22 protein-coding genes, 3 tRNA genes and 1 riboswitch are annotated in these 22477 nt (G+C 47.9%); of the genes, 14 read left to right on the top strand and 11 right to left on the bottom strand.

The window, feature by feature from the left end; translation table 11 throughout:
- The first annotated feature begins 302 nt into the window (after nucleotides 1–302).
- Nucleotides 303–1388, top strand: a complete 1086-nt coding sequence (locus L9W92_RS02805; RefSeq protein ID WP_240082230.1) for an ABC transporter substrate-binding protein — start codon at nucleotides 303–305, stop codon at nucleotides 1386–1388.
- Here the strand turns inward: L9W92_RS02805 and yihA are convergent.
- From yihA to L9W92_RS02775, 6 genes are all read right to left on the bottom strand, one after another.
- The gene (gene yihA, locus L9W92_RS02800; protein WP_240082229.1) at nucleotides 1369–1971 is read right to left on the bottom strand and encodes a ribosome biogenesis GTP-binding protein YihA/YsxC; all 603 of its coding nucleotides are present in this window, start codon (nucleotides 1969–1971) and stop codon (nucleotides 1369–1371) included. The genes L9W92_RS02805 and yihA overlap by 20 nt on opposite strands.
- On the bottom strand, nucleotides 1968–4382 hold the full coding sequence (lon, locus tag L9W92_RS02795) for an endopeptidase La (protein WP_240082228.1): 2415 nt from the start codon (nucleotides 4380–4382) through the stop codon (nucleotides 1968–1970). The genes yihA and lon overlap by 4 nt, the downstream gene beginning before the upstream one ends.
- Before the next feature lie 246 nt (nucleotides 4383–4628).
- Nucleotides 4629–6347 (bottom strand): ATP-dependent protease LonB, encoded by a 1719-nt coding sequence (gene lonB / locus L9W92_RS02790; protein ID WP_240082227.1) that lies wholly within the window; start codon nucleotides 6345–6347, stop codon nucleotides 4629–4631.
- A 272-nt stretch (nucleotides 6348–6619) separates the two neighbouring features.
- Nucleotides 6620–7462, bottom strand: a complete 843-nt coding sequence (locus tag L9W92_RS02785; RefSeq protein ID WP_240082366.1) for a CBS domain-containing protein — start codon at nucleotides 7460–7462, stop codon at nucleotides 6620–6622.
- Nucleotides 7462–7818: a hypothetical protein gene (locus L9W92_RS02780; RefSeq protein WP_312038053.1), complete on the bottom strand. Its 357-nt coding sequence runs from the start codon at nucleotides 7816–7818 to the stop codon at nucleotides 7462–7464. The genes L9W92_RS02785 and L9W92_RS02780 overlap by 1 nt, the downstream gene beginning before the upstream one ends.
- A 1-nt stretch (nucleotide 7819) precedes the next feature.
- Nucleotides 7820–8395, bottom strand: coding sequence for an HD-GYP domain-containing protein (locus L9W92_RS02775; protein WP_240082225.1), 576 nt, complete (start codon nucleotides 8393–8395; stop codon nucleotides 7820–7822).
- 80 nt (nucleotides 8396–8475) lie between these two features.
- A riboswitch (cyclic di-GMP riboswitch) is annotated at nucleotides 8476–8564 on the bottom strand.
- A gap of 155 nt (nucleotides 8565–8719) precedes the next feature.
- Between L9W92_RS02775 and L9W92_RS02770 the strand changes: the two genes are divergently transcribed.
- The gene (locus L9W92_RS02770; protein WP_240082224.1) at nucleotides 8720–9052 is read left to right on the top strand and encodes a helix-turn-helix domain-containing protein; all 333 of its coding nucleotides are present in this window, start codon (nucleotides 8720–8722) and stop codon (nucleotides 9050–9052) included.
- A 120-nt stretch (nucleotides 9053–9172) separates the two neighbouring features.
- Here L9W92_RS02770 and clpX read toward each other — a convergent pair whose 3' ends face one another.
- From clpX to tig, 3 genes are read right to left on the bottom strand one after another with little or no spacing between them, the layout of a single operon-like run.
- Nucleotides 9173–10423 carry an ATP-dependent protease ATP-binding subunit ClpX gene (clpX, locus tag L9W92_RS02765; RefSeq protein WP_240082223.1) on the bottom strand — a complete coding sequence of 417 codons (1251 nt, stop codon included), beginning with the start codon at nucleotides 10421–10423 and terminating at the stop codon, nucleotides 9173–9175.
- Nucleotides 10424–10436: 13 nt separating this feature from the next.
- The gene (clpP, locus tag L9W92_RS02760) at nucleotides 10437–11027 is read right to left on the bottom strand and encodes an ATP-dependent Clp endopeptidase proteolytic subunit ClpP (RefSeq protein ID WP_240082222.1); all 591 of its coding nucleotides are present in this window, start codon (nucleotides 11025–11027) and stop codon (nucleotides 10437–10439) included.
- Nucleotides 11028–11074: 47 nt separating this feature from the next.
- The gene (tig, locus tag L9W92_RS02755) at nucleotides 11075–12391 is read right to left on the bottom strand and encodes a trigger factor (protein WP_240082221.1); all 1317 of its coding nucleotides are present in this window, start codon (nucleotides 12389–12391) and stop codon (nucleotides 11075–11077) included.
- 544 nt (nucleotides 12392–12935) lie between these two features.
- Here tig and L9W92_RS02750 point away from each other — a divergent pair.
- A tRNA-His gene (locus L9W92_RS02750) sits at nucleotides 12936–13012 on the top strand.
- An 11-nt stretch (nucleotides 13013–13023) separates the two neighbouring features.
- Nucleotides 13024–13099 (top strand) — tRNA-Gln (locus L9W92_RS02745).
- A gap of 106 nt (nucleotides 13100–13205) precedes the next feature.
- Here the strand turns inward: L9W92_RS02745 and L9W92_RS02740 are convergent.
- Nucleotides 13206–14765, bottom strand: a complete 1560-nt coding sequence (locus L9W92_RS02740) for a methyl-accepting chemotaxis protein (RefSeq protein WP_240082220.1) — start codon at nucleotides 14763–14765, stop codon at nucleotides 13206–13208.
- Between the two features lie 53 nt (nucleotides 14766–14818).
- Nucleotides 14819–15748, bottom strand: a complete 930-nt coding sequence (locus tag L9W92_RS18765) for a methyl-accepting chemotaxis protein (protein WP_282442279.1) — start codon at nucleotides 15746–15748, stop codon at nucleotides 14819–14821.
- Nucleotides 15749–16313: 565 nt separating this feature from the next.
- On the opposite strand from L9W92_RS18765, the gene L9W92_RS02730 reads away from it, so the two are divergent.
- From L9W92_RS02730 to L9W92_RS02685, 10 genes are all read left to right on the top strand, one after another.
- Nucleotides 16314–16399, top strand: a tRNA-Leu gene (locus L9W92_RS02730).
- Between the two features lie 623 nt (nucleotides 16400–17022).
- Nucleotides 17023–17637, top strand: a complete 615-nt coding sequence (locus tag L9W92_RS02725; RefSeq protein WP_240082219.1) for a hypothetical protein — start codon at nucleotides 17023–17025, stop codon at nucleotides 17635–17637.
- Between the two features lie 45 nt (nucleotides 17638–17682).
- Nucleotides 17683–18918 carry an antirestriction protein ArdA gene (locus tag L9W92_RS02720; RefSeq protein WP_240082218.1) on the top strand — a complete coding sequence of 412 codons (1236 nt, stop codon included), beginning with the start codon at nucleotides 17683–17685 and terminating at the stop codon, nucleotides 18916–18918.
- Between the two features lie 77 nt (nucleotides 18919–18995).
- On the top strand, nucleotides 18996–19286 hold the full coding sequence (locus tag L9W92_RS02715) for a hypothetical protein (protein WP_117415781.1): 291 nt from the start codon (nucleotides 18996–18998) through the stop codon (nucleotides 19284–19286).
- An 80-nt stretch (nucleotides 19287–19366) separates the two neighbouring features.
- Nucleotides 19367–19750, top strand: a complete 384-nt coding sequence (locus tag L9W92_RS02710) for a hypothetical protein (protein WP_446676300.1) — start codon at nucleotides 19367–19369, stop codon at nucleotides 19748–19750.
- Nucleotides 19751–19758: 8 nt separating this feature from the next.
- Nucleotides 19759–20589, top strand: coding sequence for a DNA adenine methylase (locus tag L9W92_RS02705; protein ID WP_117415780.1), 831 nt, complete (start codon nucleotides 19759–19761; stop codon nucleotides 20587–20589).
- A 66-nt stretch (nucleotides 20590–20655) separates the two neighbouring features.
- Nucleotides 20656–21195, top strand: a complete 540-nt coding sequence (locus L9W92_RS02700; protein ID WP_089608672.1) for a hypothetical protein — start codon at nucleotides 20656–20658, stop codon at nucleotides 21193–21195.
- 41 nt (nucleotides 21196–21236) lie between these two features.
- A complete protein-coding gene (locus L9W92_RS02695; protein ID WP_089608671.1) occupies nucleotides 21237–21794 on the top strand; it encodes a YodL domain-containing protein in 558 nt (185 codons plus the stop codon).
- A 53-nt stretch (nucleotides 21795–21847) separates the two neighbouring features.
- Nucleotides 21848–22078 carry a DUF6133 family protein gene (locus tag L9W92_RS02690; RefSeq protein ID WP_089608670.1) on the top strand — a complete coding sequence of 77 codons (231 nt, stop codon included), beginning with the start codon at nucleotides 21848–21850 and terminating at the stop codon, nucleotides 22076–22078.
- 33 nt (nucleotides 22079–22111) lie between these two features.
- A complete protein-coding gene (locus L9W92_RS02685; RefSeq protein ID WP_117415779.1) occupies nucleotides 22112–22468 on the top strand; it encodes a SpoVG family protein in 357 nt (118 codons plus the stop codon).
- The last annotated feature ends 9 nt before the right edge of the window (nucleotides 22469–22477 follow it).

Genomic DNA, 22477 nt, shown 5'->3' with positions numbered 1-22477 from the left:
TCCTCTCCTTACATCTCCATTATAAAAAACCAAAACCCTCCACCTGTTAGCAGAGGAGAAATCATTCGCACCTCTTGGCATATTTTCTCCAGGAAAGGCAAAAATCCTTCAAAAAAAATATAATTGCTTTTCAGGCATGAAAGCGCTCATTAAAAAATAAAATTTTATGATTGCTATTCAAGTAGTCAGAATTCAGCAGTCAGAGTATTTCGAGACGATAAAACATTTTTTCAGACTGCTGATTACTGACCACTAACTCCTTAGTAGCGACAATAAGATAACTAACATGGGGGTTGAACAGCTTGCGTCCGACACTTATTGCCAAGATTGCCATGATAACCCTCTTGGCCACATTGGCAATTTTTGCCTTGCATGACAGAATTAAACCTGCCGCAGAGCAGGAGGTCCATACCGTCAGGGTATTAGAATCGGTAAGGTCGCCGTACTTCCTGCCCCAATACCTGGCTTTAAATCTGGGCTTTTTTAAGGAACAGCACCTGGATGTGAAAATTACCACAGCCAATCCTGAGTTCATCCGTGCCGCCCTGGCCGACCGGAGAACAGACGTGGCGCTTTGCGGCATGCAAAAAATAATCTTCAACCCGGACGATCCTGAGAGGGAGAAAAATGGTCCGATAGTCTTTGCCACCATGGCCTGCCGGGACGGGTCCCTTCTATTAAGCAAGAAAAACGATTCCGCCTTCCAATGGCAAAAGCTGCAAAACAAAACAATTATCGGCAGCCCTCATAACGACAGTTCAGAAATCGCGCTTGAAAATGCTCTCAGGCAGGCCGGCATCCTTCCCTACCGACAGGTGACCATCTATTACAATATTCCTGAGAAATTGCGCGTCGGCGCTTTTCGCGCCGGAACGGGCAATTACCTTCAGTTACTGGAACCGGAAGCTTCCATGGCAGAAATGGAAGGTTATGGTCAGGTGGTTGCCTCGGTAGGAGCAGCGTGTGACGATATGACAATTACAGCTTTCGCCGCCTTGCCTGGATATATAGAATCTAACCCGGAGATAATCCAAAAGTTCACCAATGCTATATACAAGGCCCAGCTCTGGCTAAAACAACACAGCGCCGAAGAAGCAGCCATGGCGGTTTACCCGTCATTTTCCAATCTTGAGATGCAGGTATTGATAAAATCCATCGAACGGTACGGCACATTAAAGATATGGACAGATAATCCGGTAGTCGAGCGCGAACCTTATGAAAGATTCAACACCGCGGCAAAAAATGCCGGGGAAATTGCCGCACCAGTACCTTACGATACTACCGTTGTCACGAGTTTCGCCCGTCAGGCGGTTGAGACAGTAACGTACGCCCCGGAAACGGAAACAGAAAAGAAAAAAAGAAAATCATTTATGATATTCTTCCAGTAATATTCACCCATTGTTCAATTATACTCAGCAGTTCTTCCCTACCCTGACCGGTTTCTGCGGAAAAAGCCGTCAACATGTCTTCCCCGTCTAGCGGCAATTCCTTCCTGATGGTTTGCATGGAACGGAGCAGCTTCGAACGCGATAGCTTATCCGCTTTTGTCGTGACAACCGCCACCGGGATACCGCAGTTCTTTAACCAGCCGAACACTTGAATATCCAGGTCTGTTGGCGGGTGGCGGCTATCGATAAGCAGTAAAATGCCTTTTAAATTTTTCCTCCCCGTCAGGTAGGTTTCAATCATTCTACCCCAGTTTTCCCTTTCACCGGCAGCCACTCTGGCATAACCGTAGCCCGGCAGGTCCACTAAATGAAACTGCCCGTTGATTAGAAAAAAGTTAATCAGGCGGGTACGTCCCGGGGTATTGCTGGTGCGGGCAAGCCCCCGCCTGTTGACGACTTTATTCAACAGGGAAGACTTCCCTACATTAGAACGCCCGGCCAGGGCTACCTCCATAAGTTCCCCGGCCGGGTACTGCGCGGCTTTAACCGCGCTGGTAACGAATTCCGCGCTGGTTATTTTCATGACGGTGCAGGGGCGCTTCCCTCGCTTATTACAGCAGGGTGATAAACTTCCGGCGACACCACCGGGGGGACAGCGTCAAGACCTTCGGGCCTGTATTCTTTTTCCGCGAGGGCCGTTTCCAATACTTCATCCATATGATCCACCAGAATAAAGTTGATCTTATCTTTCACCTTTTTAGGAATATCGTCCAAGTCTTTCTTATTATCTTTAGGCAAAAGCAGAGTTTTTATACCGGCACGGTGCGCAGCCAGCACCTTTTCCTTGATTCCGCCCACCGGCAGCACCCGGCCGCGCAAGGTAATTTCACCCGTCATCGCCACGTCATGCCGCACCTTGCGCCCGGTAATAGCCGATGCCAGGGCGGTAGCCATGGTAATGCCCGCCGAGGGGCCGTCTTTGGGAATAGCCCCCTCGGGAACATGGATATGAATATCCTCCTTATTGTAAAACTCCTCGTTTATACCCAGTTCGTCAGTCCGGCTCCGGATGTAGCTATAACCGGCCTGCGCCGATTCTTTCATCACTTCGCCCAGCTTACCGGTTAAAGTCAGCTTGCCGCTTCCTTTATAAATAGTGATTTCAATCGCCAGCGTATCGCCGCCCACTTCCGTCCAGGCCAGGCCTGTAGCCACCCCTACCTGGTCGTCCTGCTCCGCCACGCCGTAGCGGAAACGGGAAGTGCCTAGAAATTGGCTCAAGTTTTGCGTGGTCACCTGAACCTTTTTGGTCTTATCGGTAACAATCTGCCTGGCGGTCTTGCGGCAAATCGCCGCTATTTGTCTTTCCAGATTCCGCACGCCTGATTCTCTGGTATATTCCCGGATAATCTTGCGAATGGTGTTTTCAGAAATCTTCAACATGCCTTTACTCAACCCGTGTTCTTTTACCTGCTTGGGGAAGAGATGACGCACGCCGATCTGCACTTTCTCTTCTTCCGTGTAGCCGGATAGATAGATTACCTCCATCCGGTCCAGCAGCGGCCTGGGAATGTTTTGCTGCACGTTCGCCGTGGTGATGAACATAACGTTGGACAGGTCAAACGGGGCTTCAATGTAATGATCGCTGAAAGTGTTGTTCTGTTCCATATCCAACACTTCGAGAAGCGCCGCAGACGGGTCGCCGCGAAAGTCCATACTCATTTTATCAATCTCATCCAGCAGGAATACCGGGTTTTTGGAGCCGGCCTGACGCATACCCTGGATGATCCGCCCCGGCATGGCGCCGACGTAAGTACGGCGGTGCCCCCGGATTTCAGCTTCATCGCGCACTCCGCCCAGGGACATGCGGACAAACTTCCGCTCCAAGGCGCGGGCTATTGAACGGCCGAGAGAAGTTTTACCCACACCGGGCGGCCCCACAAAGCAGATAATCGGGCCTTTCATTTTCTTGGCCAGCTTGCGGATTGCCAGGTATTCCAAAATACGTTCCTTCACCGTTTTTAATCCGTAATGGTCTTCTTCCAAGATGGTTTCGGCTCCTTTGATATCAAGCCGGTCTCTGGTAGCTTTGTTCCAGGGCAAGGATAAAAGCCAGTCCAAATAGTTGCGTACTACCGCTGCTTCCGCCGCCATCGGCGGCATTTTCTCAAGTCTTTCAACTTCCTTGATGGCCTTTTCTTCCACTTCTTTCGGCAGTTTGGCCCGGGCGATTTTCTCTCTCAGGTCTTCACCCTCGGCCACCCGTTCATCTTTCTCGCCGAGTTCCCGCTGAATCGCTTTCATTTGTTCACGCAAGTAATATTCCTTCTGAGTCTTTTCCATCTGTTTGCGGACACGAATATTGATTTTACGTTCCAGTTCAACAATTTCCAGCTCTTTTGCCACAATAGCGCATAGTTTTTCAAGACGCTGGGAGATGTTTACAGACTCAAGAATGCTTTGCTTATCTTCAATACGCAGGGTCAGGTGCGAAGCGACAATATCCGCCAGACGCCCGGGTTCGTCAAGATTAACGACGGAAACAACCGCTTCGGGCGGTATCCGCTTGGATAGTTTAACGTATTGTTCAAACTGGTAAACCAAACTGCGCATCAGCGCTTCTATTTCACTGTTTTTTTGAACATTTTCGGAGTATTGCTCAATCTCCACCTGAAAATATGGCTCGTTAGTTATAAAATTTCTGACCTTTGCCCTGGCAAGTCCTTCCACTAAAACCCGGATAGTGCCACCCGGCAGTTTTAATAGTTGTTTAACTTCAGCAACTGTGCCAATAGCAAAAATATCATCCTGTCCCGGATCGTCAGTCTGCGCCTCTTTCTGGGTGGCAAGAAAAATAACCCGGTCCTGGATCATCGCTTCCTCTATGGCAACTACTGATTTTTCACGGCCGACATCCAGGTGAATGACCATGTAGGGAAAGACCAGAATACCCCTTAAAGGCAACAAGGGCAAAGTCTTTATTTCAGAATGCATAGCTGCGCCTCCTTTTGAGAAGATGTTGCTTACGTTGTCATAATATTAGGACGTACATTCATATGCGTTTATTTTAACATGAAATTTTGAAAACCCCTATAGTAATAATTACTAGAAAACCAATAAACCCGGCTTAAGCCGGGTTATTAATACAGATCTGGACATTGTATTTATATTTTGCTTCTTCTTGCTAATCAAAGCAAGTTGACTCAGCAGGCCATGCCATCTCCGTTGAATCCAGCCATTTTACAAGGTATGTCCCACCATTAAACCATTAGCGCTCAATACATCCGGCGCGGCCGGAGCCTGCCGCTCTATTTTTTTGCCCAACACCGGCATGGTGATCAGCGCCGCACGCATTACCTCTTCCAGACGATTGACAGGGATCACCTCAATCCCCGTAAAATCACGGAACAGTTCCTGGTAGTTTTCAGCCGGTATCAGCACCTTTCTGGCTCCGGCCCGGCGGGCGGCTTCCACCTTGGCCACTATGCCGCCCACAGGCTTAACCAAGCCGCGAATGGATACCTCACCGGTCATGGCCACTGTGTTGTCAACCGGCAGGCCAAGGATTGCCGAATAAACAGCCGTGGCTATGGTAACACCTGCCGAAGGCCCATCGGTAGGCGCCGCCCCAGGCAAGTTCACATGGATATCGTAATCCCGGGGGTCGCATTCCATCGCCCGGCGCAGCACAGTGAGAACATTTTCCACCGAACTCCTGGCCATACTTTTGCGGCGAACGGTCTTGCCGCCTCCCCCCATCTCTTCTTCTTCCACGAGTCCGGTAACAGTTAACTTGCCTTGCTCCCTGGCAGCGGGCAGAGCATTGGCTTCCACTTCAAGGAGAACCCCCATGCCCGGGCCATACACGGCGAGTCCGTTAACCAGTCCGACTTGAGGGTGATCAGGTATCTTTTTGTCAGGACGCGGCGCGTACTGCCCGCTTTGGACAACCCACTCGATATCGGCAGTACGGATCTCCTCCCGTTCTTCGGTTATAACCAAACCGGCGGCAATTTGAATAATATTTACAGCCTCGCGTCCGTTTGTGGCATACTTTTTCAGCACTTCAAGCGCTCCCGCGCTGAGAGGCATCTTTATTTTCCCGGCCGCGTTGGCAGCTATCATTTCAATTTCGTCAGGCAGAAGCTGGCGAAAATAAACTTCCAAACAGCGGGAGCGAATAGCCGGCGCGATATGTTCCGGACCCCGCGTAGTCGCGCCCACCATCCGGAAATCCGCCGGCAGTCCGTTTTGAAAGATATCATGTATATGCGAGGGTATATTGGGGTCCTCCGCGCTGTAATACGCGCTCTCCAGGTGGACTTTGCGGTCTTCCATCACTTTCAACAGCTTGTTTATCTGGCTGGGGTGCAGCTCACCAATTTCATCAATAAACAACACTCCGCCATGCGCCTTCGTTACCGCGCCGGCCTTTGGCTGGGGAATGCCCGCGATACCCATCGCGCCCGCCCCCTGGTAGATCGGGTCGTGGACCGACCCGATCAACGGGTCGGCAATGCCGCGCTCGTCAAAACGGGCCGTGGTAGCGTCGATTTCGATAAATTTAGCATCCTCCTTAAACGGAGAGCAGGCGTTCTTCTTCGCTTCTTCCAGCACCAGTCTGGCCGCGGCGGTCTTGCCCACACCAGGCGGCCCATAGATGATCAAGTGCTGGGGGTTAGGTCCGCAAAGGGCCGCGCGCAAAGACTTCAGCCCCTCCGGTTGCCCGATAATTTCTTGGAAACTGGCCGGGCGGGTTTTTTCACTAAGAGGCTCAGTCAGGGAAATGGAACGCAGTTCCTTGAGCTTTTCCATTTCTCTCTTTGATTCTCTCTCCAGCACGTTCTTGCTGCTGTGCTGATTCTTTAACAAATTCCAAAAATACAAGCCGATAATCACCGCGAAAAAGACCTGAATAAAAGTCAATATGCTGCCAAAACCGGAAGAATAATCTCCCATAAGACACTTCCTCCCATCAAACAGGAATATTAACATTAGTATTGCTAAGTTTTTGAAATTTTAACCAAAATTTTTAAATTCAAGCATCCTGAGTCTTACAACAGAACAAAATCCAAACAGGCGACGGCCGGCAATGAAGAAAAAACTCCTGCGGTATTATTTCCGTCAGGAGCTTTCTTTCGCGCATAACAACTCCGGCGCGACTTAAGCCGTTTTTTTCTTGTTGCGAGCCGGCGCTGTGAACAGCACGTTTTCTTTTATCAATAATAATATCAATTTGAAAATGTAACAGGTACACAGTATTGCTTTGATAAAGTCGAGGCAAGACTGGCCGAATTGATTAAGTCATCTACAGTTGCGGAAAGATGTATTTCCATCCGTGCATTTTTTCTGCGGCCGCCTGCCACTCCGGCGGCGATGTTTACCGGCATGCCCTTTTTCTTTGTGATATTGACTATTTTTTTTATTATTTCATTGGCCCATAAACCGGCATCATCTTTTTTTTCCGTGGTCACTACTATAAACTCATCCCCGGCATAACGTCCTGGAAAATAGAGTCCGCCGGACGTATTTTCGGTAAAAATTTGCCCGACTATTTTCAAACAACGATCTCCGTAAACGTGTCCATGTTTTTTGTTAATAAGTCCAAAACCGTTCAGGTCAAAAAATATGACTGTGAGTTCATTCCCAGCCTTCAGAATGTTCTCAGCCAGATATCTTATATATGAACCTGTCATAAGCCCGGTTAGCGGATCTGTATGCCTGCCAATTTTAACAAGAATATCAGTTCTAGTAATAATTCCGACTAGTTTGCAGCCCTCTAAAACCGGTAGCCTTTCCAGTTTTTTTTCCTCAAGAATACTTTTAGCATCCCATAGAGTAGTATATTTGTTAACATGTACTACATTTTTGCTCATGGCGTCGGCAACAATACGATTATGATGGACGCGGCGCACGTCCCGGGAGGTTATAATGCCGCACAGCTGTTTTCTTTCATCTAAAACCGGAAGACCGCCTATTTTATTTTTTTCCATAATTAAAGCCGCTTTACTAACGCTATCCAGAACATCGGCTGTAATGACAGGAGAAGACATAACATCAAATACTTTGAGCATCACAGGTCAACCTCAACATTAATATTCAAAACTATATTTACTTGAGCTTTCAAAACTGCTGTTTCGGATGCAATCTTACACCCTTCATCCAGAATAATATTTAATAGCTTATCCCGGGTAATCAATAGGGAAAGTGAATTTCGAATTACCACTGCTTCAAAGGGCCCCTCATTTACCTTTATAATTTCATATTGTTCCGGACTCAGCACATCTATCATCCGTTGAACGGCTTCGGGACCAACGGGCGCCTTTTTGCCGATGAGCAGTACGTCCTGTATCGGGGGAATCTCAAATTCAGACAGTATAATTGAAATTTGTGCCTTTCTCCCGGTATCATTCGAATTACCTGATTTCAAGTTAAACAACCCCATCCCAATCTTTTAGCAATACCTTATCTGAAGCATGGATGACCTTTTCAACCAAGTGGGGATCGAACTGAGTGCCGCTAAACTTATCTAATTCATTAATAATTTGCTCCATACTATTAATTTGAGAATAAGGCCTGCCTGAAGTCATGGCATCAAAAGCATCTGCCAGGGCCAGTATCCTTGCTCCCATGGGAATATCTCTTCCATGAAAGCCGTTGTAACCGCTGCCATCCCATCTCTCATGGTGCAGATTCACCAACTGGAGAAAAGGTTTGGTCCAAGGATAGGATGATAATATTTCAACTCCGTATTCCGTATGTTTCTTAATAATAGTAAACTCTTTACTTGTTAACTTTCCTGGTTTATTTAATATTTTTAAATCAATTTTAGTTTTACCGATGTCATGAAGCAAACCCGCATATTTGATTAACGAAACTTGCTTTTCTGATAATCCTAGAAAATTCCCGATTCTAGTGGCAATGATTCCCACATTGACTGAATGTTGATAAGTTTCTAAACTGTAATCATAGATCATTTTGACTAAGTTATTTAACTCTTCAAACATTTAATCAATACCCCTTCCATCACCATGGTATCAAGGGGCTTTTTCAGAAAGGACGAGTAAAAATTTGTGTCACCGTTTCTTTCTGCAGCCTGACAATCATAGCAACTTAGTTACCTTAGATCCAAGGCTTTGCGCCCCACTCTTTCGAAATGGTCTGCCCTCCAAAGAAACTATCAGTCTACTTTTCCCTACAATTAACAATAATTATACAACTATATGTTTATATTATCAATTACTTTACATTGAAAAGTGTACGGGTGGGATAGTTATTCTACTAAATGGGGATTTTATAAAAATATTTTGAAATAGCGATGGTGAAAACGAGTGCTTGATATACTGAAAGTATGTGGAAAAAATATTCGCCGGTACCGCAAGGAAAAAGATTTAACACTGGAACAATTATCACATAGTTTAGGTATTACCGGCTCATATCTGGGTTATCTTGAGAGAGGCCAAAGAAATACTTCACTACTGACTTTGGCTAAAATAGCAGAAATCTTAGGAGTTACGCCAGATATACTGCTTCGAGTGCCTAAAGATGAATTTCAAGAGGCTTTATATGAACTGTATGACCTGCTCACAAATACAAATGATGTAAAACATGTAACATTTTTAAAAGAGGTAATGGAATCCTACTTAAAACTAAACTATAAATAACCGAAACATTGGCTGCCTGTCTGAAGTGGAAGAAACAGAAACGCCTTAGTGATGAAAAAAGCCCCTGCGGAATTATTCCCGTCAGGAGCTTTCTTTCGCGTATAACAACTCCGGCGCGACTTAAGCCGTTTCTTCCTTCTTCTTCTTGCGGTCCAGAGCGATGATGCGCGGGGATTCCTTTTTCTGAATTGTTTCCCTGGTAACAATACATTTGGCGATGTCATCCCGTGACGGAATATCATACATCACTTCCAGCATGACTTCTTCCAAAATAGACCGCAAGCCCCTGGCGCCGGTGTTGCGCCTGAGCGCTTCTTCGGCAACCGCTTTCAACGCTTCCGGGGCAAACTCAAGGGCAACATTATCCAAGCCAAACAGTTTCTCATACTGTTTAACAAGCGCGTTCCTCGGTTCGGTGAGGATACGGATCAATGCTTCCTCATCGAGGGCATCCAAGGTGACAATAACCGGCAACCTGCCGACAAACTCAGGAATAAGTCCGTATTTAAGCAGGTCCTCCGGCAGTATATTGCTGAGGATTTCCCCTATTTTCATTTCTTTCCTGGGCTTGATTTCAGCGCCGAACCCCATCGACTTTTTGCCCGTGCGGTTCTCAATGATTTTCTCAATCCCGTCAAAAGCTCCGCCACAAATAAACAAAACATTGGTGGTGTCCAGTTGGATGAACTCCTGATGGGGGTGCTTGCGTCCGCCTTGAGGCGGGACACTGGCCACAGTGCCTTCAAGTATTTTCAGCAGTGCTTGTTGAACGCCTTCTCCGGAAACATCACGTGTTATCGACGGATTTTCCGACTTGCGGGCGATTTTGTCAATCTCGTCGATATATACAATGCCTTTTTCCGCTTTTTCCACATCATAATCCGCAGCCTGGATTAATTTCAGCAGGATGTTTTCCACATCCTCGCCCACGTAACCGGCCTCAGTCAGGGACGTGGCGTCGGCAATGGCAAAAGGAACATTCAGCAGACGGGCCAAGGTCTGGGCCAGAAGAGTTTTACCGCTTCCGGTAGGCCCCAGCATCACTATATTGCTTTTTTGCAATTCGACATCGTCAATTTTACCGCCGAGGTTGATCCGTTTATAATGATTGTAAACAGCAACCGCCAATGATTTTTTCGCATTCTCCTGTCCAATTACATATTGGTCCAGAATCTCTTTGATTTCTTTCGGCTTTGGTATATCGCCAAGTTCCAAGCCCAGGTCTTCACTGAGTTCCTCTTCAATAATTTCATTGCACAATTCAATACATTCATCACAAATATAAACACCAGGGCCAGCCACCAGTTTTTTTACTTGATCCTGAAGCTTACCGCAAAAGGAACACTTCAACTGCCCTTTATCGTTAAACATATTTCCACCTCTTTTACCTTTGCTTCCTGACATCGAACACCTCGTCAATAATACCATATTCTTTAGCATGCTGTGCCGACATAAAGAAGTCCCGTTCGGTATCCCTGGCTATTTTATCTAAAGGCTGGCCCGTATGTCTGGAGAGGATTTCATTTAAAATATCCTTTGTCCGCAAAATTTCTTTGGCGTGAATATCAATATCTGTCGCCTGACCCTGGACCCCGCCCAGCGGCTGGTGAATCATGATCCTGGCGTAAGGAAGGGCGTAACGCTTACCTTTCTCTCCAGCGGCCAAAAGAAACGACCCCATGCTGGCGGCCTGGCCCAGGCAAATGGTTGAAACGGGCGGACGAACGTACTGCATGGTATCGTAAATGGCCATCCCGGCAGTAACCACTCCCCCCGGAGAGTTAATATAAAGATGAATATCTTTTTCCGGATCTTCCGCCTCAAGGAACAGGAACTGAGCAATCACCAGATTGGCAACGTAATCATCTATCGGCCCGCCGATAAAAATGATGCGATCCTTTAACAGCCGGGAATAAATATCATATGACCTTTCCCCGCGATTAGTTTGTTCTACAACAATAGGCACCAGATTCATCTTAATCTTTTCCTCCCAACAACCTGTTTGCTTTGCTTCCTCTATTACTATTCCGCCTCCTGCACGTTCGTGTCCTCAATTATCTTCGCATTATCGACCAAGAATTGAAATGTTTTTTCTTTTATTATATTATCTTTAATAAAATCAAAGCTGCCTTCACTTTCAAGAGCCTTACGAAATTCTTCGGGATCCTGACGGTATGCTGAAGCGATTTTTTCAATCTCCACTTGTATTTCCTCCTCAGTGGCCGTAATACCTTCAGCTTTACTAATAGTTTCCATCACCAGAGAAGTTTTAACGCTCCGTTCAGCCTCCGGACGCATATCTTCTCTTATCTTATCCATAGATGACTTGGAATAACTGAGATAATCCTCCATCGAAAGACCCTGTCTGGCAAAGTTGTTACTCATATTGGCAAGCATTTCTTTGGTTTGCTGTTCAATCATACTGTCCGGAATTTCGGTAACAGCGTTGTCGACAGCTTTATTGAGCAGTTCCCGCCGGAGCGTGAATTTTGCCCTGCTTTCAGCAGCTTGTATTAATTTATTCTTAATATCATCCTTTAATTCCTGAAGAGTATCAAATTCACTGACATCTTTGGCAAACTCATCATCCAAAGGCGCCAGTTCTTTTCTTTTTATTTCTTTCACTGTTACGGTAAAAGTGGCTTCCTTACCGGCTAATTCTTCCGCCTGGTATTGTTCGGGGAAAGTCACCTGGATATCCTTGGTCTCATTAATAGTCATGCCTATTACTTGCTCTTCAAATCCTTCAATAAAGGAACCGGAACCAATTTCCAGGGAATAGTCTTTGCCTTCTCCTCCTTTGAAGGGCTCACCGTTCACTTTTCCAAGAAAGTCAATTACCGCTATGTCATCTTTCGCCACAGCGCCTTCTTCCAAAGTCAGCAGCTTGGCATGGCTGTTCTGCAGCCGGTCAAGTTCTTTCTGCACATCTTCTTCTTTAATTTCATAGGACTGTTTAACTGCTTCCAAGTCCTTATACTGGCCCAGTTCTACTTCCGGTTTTACCATTACAGTGGCCTTAAACACCACCGGCTTGCCCTCTTCAGCCTGCACAATCTCAACTTGAGGCTGAGCAACAGGTTCAATACCGGTATCCTTTACCGCGTCAAGATAAGCTTCGGGCACCAAGGCTTCCACTGCTTCTTCATAAAGAGTTTCTTTACCAATATAACGCTCAAGAATATGCCGCGGAGTTTTACCCTTGCGGAAACCCGGTATGTTAACTTTTTTCACTATATTGCGGTAGGCTTTGTTTACTGCCTGTGAGAATAGTTCGGCATCCACCTCTACCTCAAGGAGAACTGTGTTCTTTTCTATCCTTTCCGCGTTAGCTTTCATGTATGCTCCTCCTTAAAAGTTTGATTGCATTCTAGTAATTTACTTAGACAATTGCTGTATAGAAAAGTCACACCCTCTCCGTTGATTATGAATACCATAAAATACCTGTAATAATATTCTAACCGCTTTAATAAATTATTCTACAATTACCATATTCTTTCCTTCAAAACTCTTTCCTTAAAATACAACTAAAAAACCAAGGCATACAAAAGCCCTGGCACCAATCATTTTCTTATTACCGGTGGGGCTCACCCGCCTGCCGCGCCGCTGACAAGAACCAAACGCTGCAATACTACCGTCGCAAGGCGGTATTATATTACTTTTCAATTATATCCGCACCGGTGAAAATTATCAACTGGTAAAAAGAATTTCTTTAAATATTGACTTTACCCAAAACCATTTGCATCTATATTAATTTAATGTAATAATATAAACATCCGCTCAAATAATCAAATGGTTTTTTCTTGACAATGCCATTATTATTTGTTAACATAACTTTTGCGGATATTTGGGGAAACTTTGACAGCATCATATTGGCAACGTGGTGGGTATAGCTCAGATGGATAGAGCACCAGATTGTGGCTCTGGGGGTCGTGGGTTCGAGTCCCATTACCCACCCCACTCATTATTACTGGGGCGTCGCCAAGCGGTAAGGCACCGGTCTTTGGCACCGGCATTTCGTTGGTTCGAATCCAGCCGCCCCAGCCATATTAAGGTTCTGGAACAAGCACACAATGATTTTAAAAAGAGATCCCGTATCATTATCAAAGTGATACGGGATTACTGTTTAAATCATTTTTATCATGCTCATCAATTAAACTTTAAACTTGCCTACTAATTCATCCAGTTCTCCGGACAGCTTGGACAGGGTCTCAGTAGAAGCCGAAACCTCTTCCATGACAGCGGTTTGTTCTTCGGTGGATGCCGCTACATTTTGTACTCCCGCCGATACCTGTTCCGCCGCAGCGGCAACATCCTGGATTTGCTCTGTCAAACCCTGTATTGCTTCAATAATAGTCTTGAATCCTTCACCTACACCCTGGACTATCTTAGTGCCCGACTCAACCACTTTGACACTCTCTTCCGTCTCCTCAACCGCTTTCCGTGATTCAACCTGAATGGCGTTAACCAGATTGTTTATCTCTTTAGTAGCATCGGCAGACTGTTCGGCTAACTTTCTCACTTCCTCAGCCACGACGGCAAATCCCATGCCCTGTTCGCCCGCCCGGGCCGCTTCAATAGCCGCGTTAAGGGCCAGCAAGTTGGTTTGATCGGCAATGGTTGTAATCAAACCGACAATATGATTTATCTCCTGTGATTTTTTGCTCAAGTCGTTTATCACTTTGGAAACATCTTCAGACGATTTGGCAATATTCCTCATTTGCTCACTAACATTGATAATATCCCTGTTACCCGCGTTGGCCTGCTCGGTTACAGACTGCGATGCCTCCGAAATTTCCTGAATACTGGTCGAAACCTGTTCAATGGTAGTGGCAATTTCACCCGCGGCGGCAGCGGTCTCGCTGGCGCCGGCCGCCGTTTGCTGCGCGTTAAGCGTCAATTGCTGGGCTGAATCGGCAACCATATCGGATTTTTCGTTTATCTGCTGCACCATTAAGCGCATATTGCCAACCATGTCACCAAAAGCCCCGGCCAGCGTGCCCACCTCATCTTTAGAACCGGCCGTGATCTGCACTGTTAAATCACCGGACGAAGCAACACCCGCCGTCTTGACTAAAGATACGATCGGTCTGGCAATGCCGGTGGCAAACCAATAACCGAGACCCAGCATAATAAAGGCTACAATAGTGCCTACCACGTATGAAGTAACCACGGTCCTGCCGGCTTCACGGTCCAGTTCCTGGCTCCGGGTATTGATGTTACTATTATACGAGTTAACAGAATTTTGGATAATTCCTTCCAAATCCGCCATAACAGTACCAGCCTCGGCAATTTGCGGTCTGAGCTGTTGAAGCGTCACTCCCCGCTGAACCGAAGCAACAATGCCGTCAGCTAAGCTCACATAATTGTTTATGCCGTTTTCGAATTGTGCCCAGGCTTCCTTGTTACTAACAAGATTATTGTTGTTATGAAACGCCAGCTGCTCCTTTAATTCATTGACAGCTTCCCGGTAATGGTTTAGATTGTTGTCACTCGGTTCAATAAAGTATCCGCGTACAGTATATCCCACCTTATATAGATGACCTTGCAGTGCCAAAGTTGATTGGGCAACCTTAACATCTTTTTCCAGGAGATTTGAATAATTTTTGTCAATGCTAGTCATTGAGATGGAACCAAATATGACTATCCCAAGCATAAAAGCACCGAATAGAATTATTAAAAGAAATATTTTACCTTTAATCCCAAGATTCAACTATATCCCCTCCCCCATACCTCTCCCGGGGTCATTTAATTATTTATATTTATTTATATTACCGAAGCAACTTCCTCAAGTTTTCCGGCTGAAGAAGCCAGTTCCTGCATGGCCGCGGATATTTCCTCGGTAGCCGCTGCCTGCTCCTCGCTCAAGGCTGCCGCTTCGACAACTTTTTCTGACATTACCAGCACTTTATCATTTATGATGGCAAGGATATCTCTAATTTCCTTGACGGCCTGCGCACTTTTTATTGAAAGCTTGCGGATTTCCTCAGCTACAACCGAAAACCCCCTCCCATGATCTCCAGCCCTTGCCGCCTCTATTGCCGCGTTAAGCCCCAGCAGATTTGATGTGTCAGCCACCTCGTGAATAAATCCAAGAATCACATCTGTTTTCTTAACCTGCTCCAACACCTCCTTACCCAGGTTTTCGAGAACTTCCTGACTGCCGGCCAACTGCTGGGCGGATGAAGCAAGTTCTTCAACAGTAGCGGAAGTTTGCTGCGTTGAAGACGCGACATTCTGCGCCACCTCAATTAATGTCTCCTGGTTTTTAAGACTCAAACCAAAAGCGACCGCCCCAGCAACCTGCCCGCTGTCGTCTTTCAACGGCAGCCCTCTTGACTTGAAAGACACGCCATAAGCTTCCTTGGGCACCACTGTGTCAATGGTTCTTCCGGTACTGACGGCGCCATACAATCCACTGCCTTTAGGAATCGCGTCTCCAGGCTTCGACCCAAAGTTAATCTCCTGGCCGGGCAGGTAATAAATAAACTTTTCCCTGTCCGACACACCAATCGTACAGTCCATCGGAACCATCTCCTGGATAATCGGAGCAAGCTTAACTACTAAATCAATAATGCTATCTTTTTTTGCAGACCCCGGAATTTCGTCTGATGCGGTTGATGGTGGCACCACAGCGGGTTGTCCGTCTTTAGCAAGATAATTATCAAGCTTTTTCTGAGGTTTATTCCACAGCATATAGTTTATCCTCCTATCTCAATATCATGGAATCATTATTAAGCTATAACAATCCAGAGCACAGATTTGTGTTTACCGGCTCGTACCGATGGACTCTACATCATAACAACACCTTATATAATTCTCTACTTAGGTGTGCTGTCACCTTCCTTCAAATTAAGAACAGATGCCATCCTCGCTCACTCACATATCAATTATTCCAGCCTGTTATCCCGCTTTATTGCTGCATAGAAACCATAACAATCATCTGCCGCAGGTATACGCTTCAACAAATATTAAAGGATACCCATGGAAGAATACGGCAATATTTATTTCCTAAAAATTACTTCGACAAAAATACCAATTATCCTTCAGCAGTTGTTCTAAAAAAGGGGATAATTAAAAATATTTTGACTCTTTTCAGTATTAATTGTCACTTCTCTTTTATCTATTGCTAAATGGTATGTGTTGGTATACCTTGACAGAAAAAAATCCAGTGTAGTAAACTAGATTAGCAACTCTTTTGAACCCGTACTTTTGAAATAAAAAATTCTGTATATATCTATATATATATATGTAATTACAAGCGGGCGTGGCGGAATGGCAGACGCGCTGGACTTAGGATCCAGTGGGGGCAACCTCGTGCGGGTTCAACTCCCGCCGCCCGCACCAAAAACAAAAGGCAAAAAAGATTTATTGCTTACAAAGCCAGTAAATCCAAGCCTTTCGAGGGCTTCCACGATGAAAAGTGGAAGCCCTTTTCTCGTAGATTTATTAGGGTAAAAGCTTCACTCAGACAGGACTCAAACCTACAAGTAAGAACATTCATGAGTGGCGCCCTTTTTCGCACAGAGAAAATGAAAAAGGGCGCCACTCAAAATACAATCAAAGGAATGAGCTGAAACCAAAAAGGGCGCTGATTTTTAAGGCTGATTGAAAGCCGATAAAGTTAGCGCCCTTTTTTATATATACACCAAAATCACATTAAAAATGAAAGCATCGGAAAGCCGGAGAATTGGAGTGCGGAAACGCACTTTATTTTCCGGCTTTTTTTGTTTTCTGGAAAGGAGTAGCCATGTTGGTACGCTATAAAAGAAATAAACAAACCGCCTGCTACGATTCAAACACTCTCTCCACTGTAGGCAGAATACCACCGGCCGAACGGCCACGCGGTCCATTCCAAAGCTGCGGCAGCTGCCCGTACCCATCCCACGGTTTCTTCTGCTATAGCTCGGAGGGAGATTGCCTCAGAACCGATATGCAAAAAATTGCAAAACGCAGGAAAAACGAGATGAATGATGGAAACCGAATTAACAAAACGGATTAAGGCGCTGACCCATCACTACCGTCCAAAGCTGCATACCGAAAAGCGAACCCTCCGGTGGGCGGATGAGGTATGGACGCCGTCAGGGATCGTAGACAGCATTCGGTTTGAGGACTATTACGAGAATGAGGAATATCTCTGCAGGCTTCTGGATGCGGAGCGGTTTTCCAAAAAGGAACCATACCTGACGGAGCATAGACATGAACCCGGAAAATGCTTTCGGGACGGCAGCACAGAGCAAAATGCGCAGAAATGCCGGGGCTGTGTCCTGCGGTGCCATAATTGGCGCATTGGGATGATGGTCACCTGTTTTGAAGTCAAAATCACCTATCAGGATTTCAAAAGCAGGAACGGCCATAACTTTCATGGGAACGAAAATTACTACTGTGTGCCGAAAGCCCTTGCCGCCAGAATCGCTGGGAAAGTTCCCGTCCACATCGGCATCCTCGCATATTTTGAAGGGGAACGGCAATACGGGCTCCGGCAGTTCAAACCGGCTGAATGGCAGGAGGTATCGGATCAAACCAAGGTACTGCTGCTGTACAACGCCATGAAAAAGTGGTGCGACGGAGCGGTTTTCGTGTAACCGCCGGATGTGCATTGCAGTGATCAATCAAACGGAGGTATCAAGATGAGCGTTAACGCCAGAGAAGAAAAAAATTTTTCAGTAGAACTCAGCCGGTGGAACCCTTCCGGTATAAATCCGTCGGCAGAAATCGCACTCCCCGCCACACCCTATGAGCTGGCGGATGCGTTGGAAAGAGCGGGAACCGCCGGGGACACCGTTTATTCTGCGGAGGTTTTAAGCTGCCAGCTGGACTATCTGCCGCAATTTATCCAGCCCGATATCAATCTTCATGAACTGAACCACCTCGCACAGCGGCTGTCTTCCCTGAGTGCATGGGAACTGGACTGCTTTGAGGGCATGGTGATGATGGATGCCGTTCAGACTCAGTACGCTCCCATTCCGGTGGAGCGGCTCATCAACATGACACACAGCACCGAGCACTGCCAGATCGCCTATGAAGCCCACGACGATTCGTCCCTCGGTAAATTTTATGCGGATAATGACTTTGTACCGGCACTGGAAAAGGTATCGGATGAAGTCTACGCATATTTGGACTTTGGTAAAATTGGCAGAGAGATGCGTGAGGGCGAGGGTGGCGTATTCACGCCTCATGGCTATGTGGTGCAGAACGGTGAGATTGCAGCGGACTACCACAGCGGCGATGCGGTTTCCCTTGAAAAGCCGGATTACACTGTGCTTCTCCGTGTAACCAAGGGATATTTTAACGGCCCTGCACAGGACAGTGAAGCGGCTGTCTACCTGAAGCTCCCTGCCGGGGATGCGACGCTTTTGCAGGCGGTTGATGCTGTCGGAGTGGCTTCCCCGGAGGAATGTGCATTCTCTGCGGAGGACTGCATGGCGCCAAGCCTCACCGAAAAAATAAATGACGCCCTGTATGCCTCGGAGGGCGACTGCTACGGTCCGGTGAATGAGCTGGCAGAGCAGCTCCGGCAGCTTGAAATGGAAAACCGCCTGCCGACCTACAAGGCGATGCTGGAGGAAGCACCCGGCGATCTTTCTCTGGAGGAAGCCCTTGACCTTGCATCCATGACAGAGGAATTCAAGCTTTTGTCTGATTCTCCCGCAGAGTATGCGAAAAAGGAAATCCAACGGATGCTGTCTGTGGGAAGCGATTATGGGCTGAACAAATTCTGCGATCTGGAAGGCTACGGGCGATATCTTTTGGAACAGCGCGGCGTTGCTGAAACATCCTATGGAATGCTGGAGCCGCAGAACGGCATGACGGTGGAGCAATGCCTGAACCGTCCCAGCCAGAGCTTTGGGATGGAAATGAAATAAGCGAAATTTTGTTGGCATTTGGTATAGCTATTCCAATGAAGCTGTGGCATTGTGTTGTGCTGAAGGAGGTGAGGCAGTTGGACGAAAAGCTCTTGGATTTACTGGATATGGCGCTTGCGGAACGATTTCAGCTATCGTATGCTGCCCTGCGTGAATCAGACCCTCAGTCGGAGAAACTGGTGCAGGAATTAATGTCACTCAGTGACAGCATCCAGAACAGCTTTGAAATCAGTCAAGGTATAAAAGACAGAATTGAGTATTATCTGAGTCAAAATTCGGATTTGGAGGTAACGTTTCAGAAGCATCTGTACATTCAGGGCGCCAAGGACTGCGTAGCAGTGTTAAGAGAGCTTGGCGTAATCCAATAGCGCAAGCAGAGATGCCTGTGCTTTTTTAGACCCAACATCAACACAGGGCCGTTTCCCCAACAGGAGGCGGCCCTGTTTTTTTGCGCCCTTTTTGCCTTTCTTTCCGGGGAAACGGCCGGAAAGGAGGACCCATGCAGAAAGAACAGCTTGCAGAGCATCTGCGCCGGTATCACCACGGCGCAGAAAACGCCGTCATAAGCAAAGAGCTGGAACGCAGCTTCGGCGTTTCAGGCAAGGAGCTGCGGGATCAGGTCAATGCCCTGCGCCGGGAGGGTGTTCCCATTGCCAGCGACCAGAACGGGTACTTTTATGCGAAAACCGAAGCCGAGGTGCGCATGACCATCCGGCATATGAGAAACCGCATCAGCGGAATCAGCGCCGCCATTACCGGCCTGCGCCGCTCCCTTGCGGCCTTTGACGATACCCAACTGCGCCTGCCGCTGGAAGGAGGTGATGACTTCTGAACAGCTTCATGTCCTGGATCGGCGGGAAGAAATCCCTGCGGGAGCTGATCGTCACCCTGTTTCCCCTCTATTATGAGCGGTACATTGAGGTATTCGGCGGAGGCGGCTGGGTGCTGTTCCATAAGCAGCCCGGCAACGATTTTGAGGTCTACAATGACTTCAACGGCCTGCTGGTCAACCTCTACCGCTGCGTGCGGGAAAAACCGCAGGAGCTGATGGCGGCCCTTGCCTATTGTCTCAATTCCCGCGCGGATTTCGAGCTTGTGAAAAACGCCCTCGCTCGTGATTCTCCCGCATCGGATGTGCAAAGGGCGGCGTGGTTTTACCAGCTCATCCGCTACAGCTATGCGTCGGGGCTGACCAGCTACGGCAGCCAGCCCCACGACATCCGCAGCAACTTTCCCCTCATAGAGCAAGCACACCGTCGGCTTTCCAAGGTCGTCATCGAAAACAAGGATTTCGAGAAGCTCATCGGGCAGTATGACCGCCCCGTGAGCTTTTTCTACTGCGACCCGCCGTATTTTGAAACCGAAAGCTATTACAAAAACGTGGGCGAGGACGGTTTCACGGAAAAAGACCATATCCGTCTGCGGGATGTGCTGCTGCGGATCGACGGCAAATTTCTGCTGTCCTACAACGACTGTGAATTTATCCGCAGCCTCTATGAAGCACCGGGCATCCAGACGGAAGCCTTTACCCGCATTAACAATATCAAGCAGCGGTACGACAACGGAGCGCAGTTCCCCGAAATCCTCATTGCCAACTATGATCTGCATGAGCGCGAGAAAAACGCTCCGTCACAGCTGAATCTGTTTGGAGAAGGAGGCTTCATGGAATAGGCAAAACGCCCTTAGCACAGCATTGCATAAATCTCAAACCCAATCTTTTATAGGAGGAACTCATTCATGAAAAAGAATCAAATGCCCCAAATCGGTCTCCCTGCCGACGCCTGTGAGCAATCCGGCTTTACCGACAAGGATACGCTGGAGCTTCATGCCGGACAGAACGCCCTTGTGTTTCTGAAGGACAAAATGACGGCCTTGGAGGTGGCGAACGCCATCCATAGTCTCAGCGCCCTCGCCTCGGATTTGACCGTCGTTCTCGCCTCCGCCTGCGGCCTTTGCAGCAACTGCGGCGATGAATGCGGGGAGGGCTGCCCCGCCGAATGGGTGGCAGGGTGCTCTCTCTGCCATGATCTGCTGGATGAAAGCCAAAGCATCCGCATCCCCGGCTATCTACTGGAGGAATCGGGCATCCCCGCGGACGCCAAGCTGGAAGCCTATACGGACGAGGACAGCGGCGAAATCACGGTGGTAGAGGCGGATGTCCAGCAGGACATTACCGATGTGCCGGCAGGTATTCTTACGGTGCTGGCCCAAAGCGGCGTGTGCCTCGCGGAGCTGGATGAGCTGATTATGCTGGAGGAAATCGTCTACGGCAAATAATCGGTCTTGGATTCCCAACACACGATCCGGGAGGTGAGCATATGCCGGGAATCACCCTGAAAAACGGCCTCATTTCCTACTACGGAAACCCGGCCGGATATACAGAAAAAGAAAAGGCGGTGGTGGACAGCATCTTCCGAAACGACGAGCTGACCACATGGCTCAAAAGCCGCAGCCTGACCCCGCAGTGGACGGACGGCGTGATGGAGCGCCTTGCCGCGGGGGAACGGATGGGCGGCATGGCTGAAGCCGCCGCTCCGCTCAAAAATGTCCGCATCTGGCAATTGAAGCCGGATACGGACGTGTATATGAAGTTTATCTCCTATGAGGAAACGGTGCGGCAGTTCGGGGAGCCGTCCCCGGAGCATTACCGCGTTGCCTATGACGGCCAGCTGGATACCAACGATCTCGAAGCCATCTACACAAGATGCAATGTGAATCATCCGCCCGGTTATGACGGACACTCCCTGTCCATGTCCGATGTGGTGGAGCTGTATGACGCAGAGGGCAGCGAATTTCACTACTGCGACCGCTTTGGATTTCAGAAAATCAGCTTCGGGGAACCGGAGCAAACCCAAACCATGGGTATGCGTATGTAGGCAGCCGTCGGCTGTCTTTTTTCATGCCCTCATCATTAGAACGGAGGAAAAAAATGAAGAATCTATTTTGCAAGCTTAAGAAAAAAATCGGCACGGCAGCTGCCAAAAGTCGCTCCATCCTCACGGGGAACGCCGGGGAGGGCTACATTGACACCGCGATCAAAATTCTGATTGCCGTTGTTTTGGGCGCTTTGCTCCTTGCGGGGCTGTATGCCCTGTTCGGGGAAACGGTGCTGCCAACCCTTGTGCAGCGCATTAAAGAGATGTTCAATTACGCCGGTTAAAGATGCCGGACATTTTGAGAAGGAGGAAAGATCATGCCTAACAATACGACACCATCCGCCCCCAAGTACGATGTGAAAATCCACTCCATCCGTCCGGAGGGCAGCTGCAAGGCCACCGCCTCGGTCAATGTCTACGGCGATTTCGCCGTGCGGGGCATCAAAATCATGGAGGGCTCCAAGGGGCTGTTTATCTCCATGCCAAGCTACAGAGCCGGAAACGGCGAGTACAAGGATATCTGCTTTCCCTGCACCAAAGAGGCCAAAGCGGAATTCGACAAGGCTGTCCTCGGCGCTTACCAGCAGGCGCTGACTCAGGGACAGACCGCCGCGCAGAAACAGGAATCCCCCGCCCAGCAGGAGCAAGGCCAGCCTGTCATGGGCGGAATATAGGAGGTGCCT

The organism is Pelotomaculum terephthalicicum JT (assembly GCF_022410535.1).
GTDB lineage: Bacteria > Bacillota > Desulfotomaculia > Desulfotomaculales > Pelotomaculaceae > Pelotomaculum_D > Pelotomaculum_D terephthalicicum.
This window is presented reverse-complemented; position numbering and strand designations above follow the sequence as displayed.

Coding starts and splice junctions, on each gene's coding strand:
- L9W92_RS02700 (WP_089608672.1), top strand. CDS start 20,656: ATGAAAAAGAATCAAATGCCCCAAATCGGTCTCCCTGCCGACGCCTGT.
- L9W92_RS02685 (WP_117415779.1), top strand. CDS start 22,112: ATGCCTAACAATACGACACCATCCGCCCCCAAGTACGATGTGAAAATC.
- clpP (WP_240082222.1), bottom strand. CDS start 11,027: ATGAATCTGGTGCCTATTGTTGTAGAACAAACTAATCGCGGGGAAAGG.
- L9W92_RS02705 (WP_117415780.1), top strand. CDS start 19,759: ATGTCCTGGATCGGCGGGAAGAAATCCCTGCGGGAGCTGATCGTCACC.
- L9W92_RS18765 (WP_282442279.1), bottom strand. CDS start 15,748: ATGCTGTGGAATAAACCTCAGAAAAAGCTTGATAATTATCTTGCTAAA.
- L9W92_RS02695 (WP_089608671.1), top strand. CDS start 21,237: ATGCCGGGAATCACCCTGAAAAACGGCCTCATTTCCTACTACGGAAAC.
- L9W92_RS02690 (WP_089608670.1), top strand. CDS start 21,848: ATGAAGAATCTATTTTGCAAGCTTAAGAAAAAAATCGGCACGGCAGCT.
- yihA (WP_240082229.1), bottom strand. CDS start 1,971: ATGAAAATAACCAGCGCGGAATTCGTTACCAGCGCGGTTAAAGCCGCG.
- clpX (WP_240082223.1), bottom strand. CDS start 10,423: ATGTTTAACGATAAAGGGCAGTTGAAGTGTTCCTTTTGCGGTAAGCTT.
- lonB (WP_240082227.1), bottom strand. CDS start 6,347: ATGGGAGATTATTCTTCCGGTTTTGGCAGCATATTGACTTTTATTCAG.
- L9W92_RS02785 (WP_240082366.1), bottom strand. CDS start 7,462: ATGCTCAAAGTATTTGATGTTATGTCTTCTCCTGTCATTACAGCCGAT.
- lon (WP_240082228.1), bottom strand. CDS start 4,382: ATGCATTCTGAAATAAAGACTTTGCCCTTGTTGCCTTTAAGGGGTATT.
- L9W92_RS02775 (WP_240082225.1), bottom strand. CDS start 8,395: ATGTTTGAAGAGTTAAATAACTTAGTCAAAATGATCTATGATTACAGT.
- L9W92_RS02720 (WP_240082218.1), top strand. CDS start 17,683: ATGAGCGTTAACGCCAGAGAAGAAAAAAATTTTTCAGTAGAACTCAGC.
- tig (WP_240082221.1), bottom strand. CDS start 12,391: ATGAAAGCTAACGCGGAAAGGATAGAAAAGAACACAGTTCTCCTTGAG.
- L9W92_RS02725 (WP_240082219.1), top strand. CDS start 17,023: ATGATGGAAACCGAATTAACAAAACGGATTAAGGCGCTGACCCATCAC.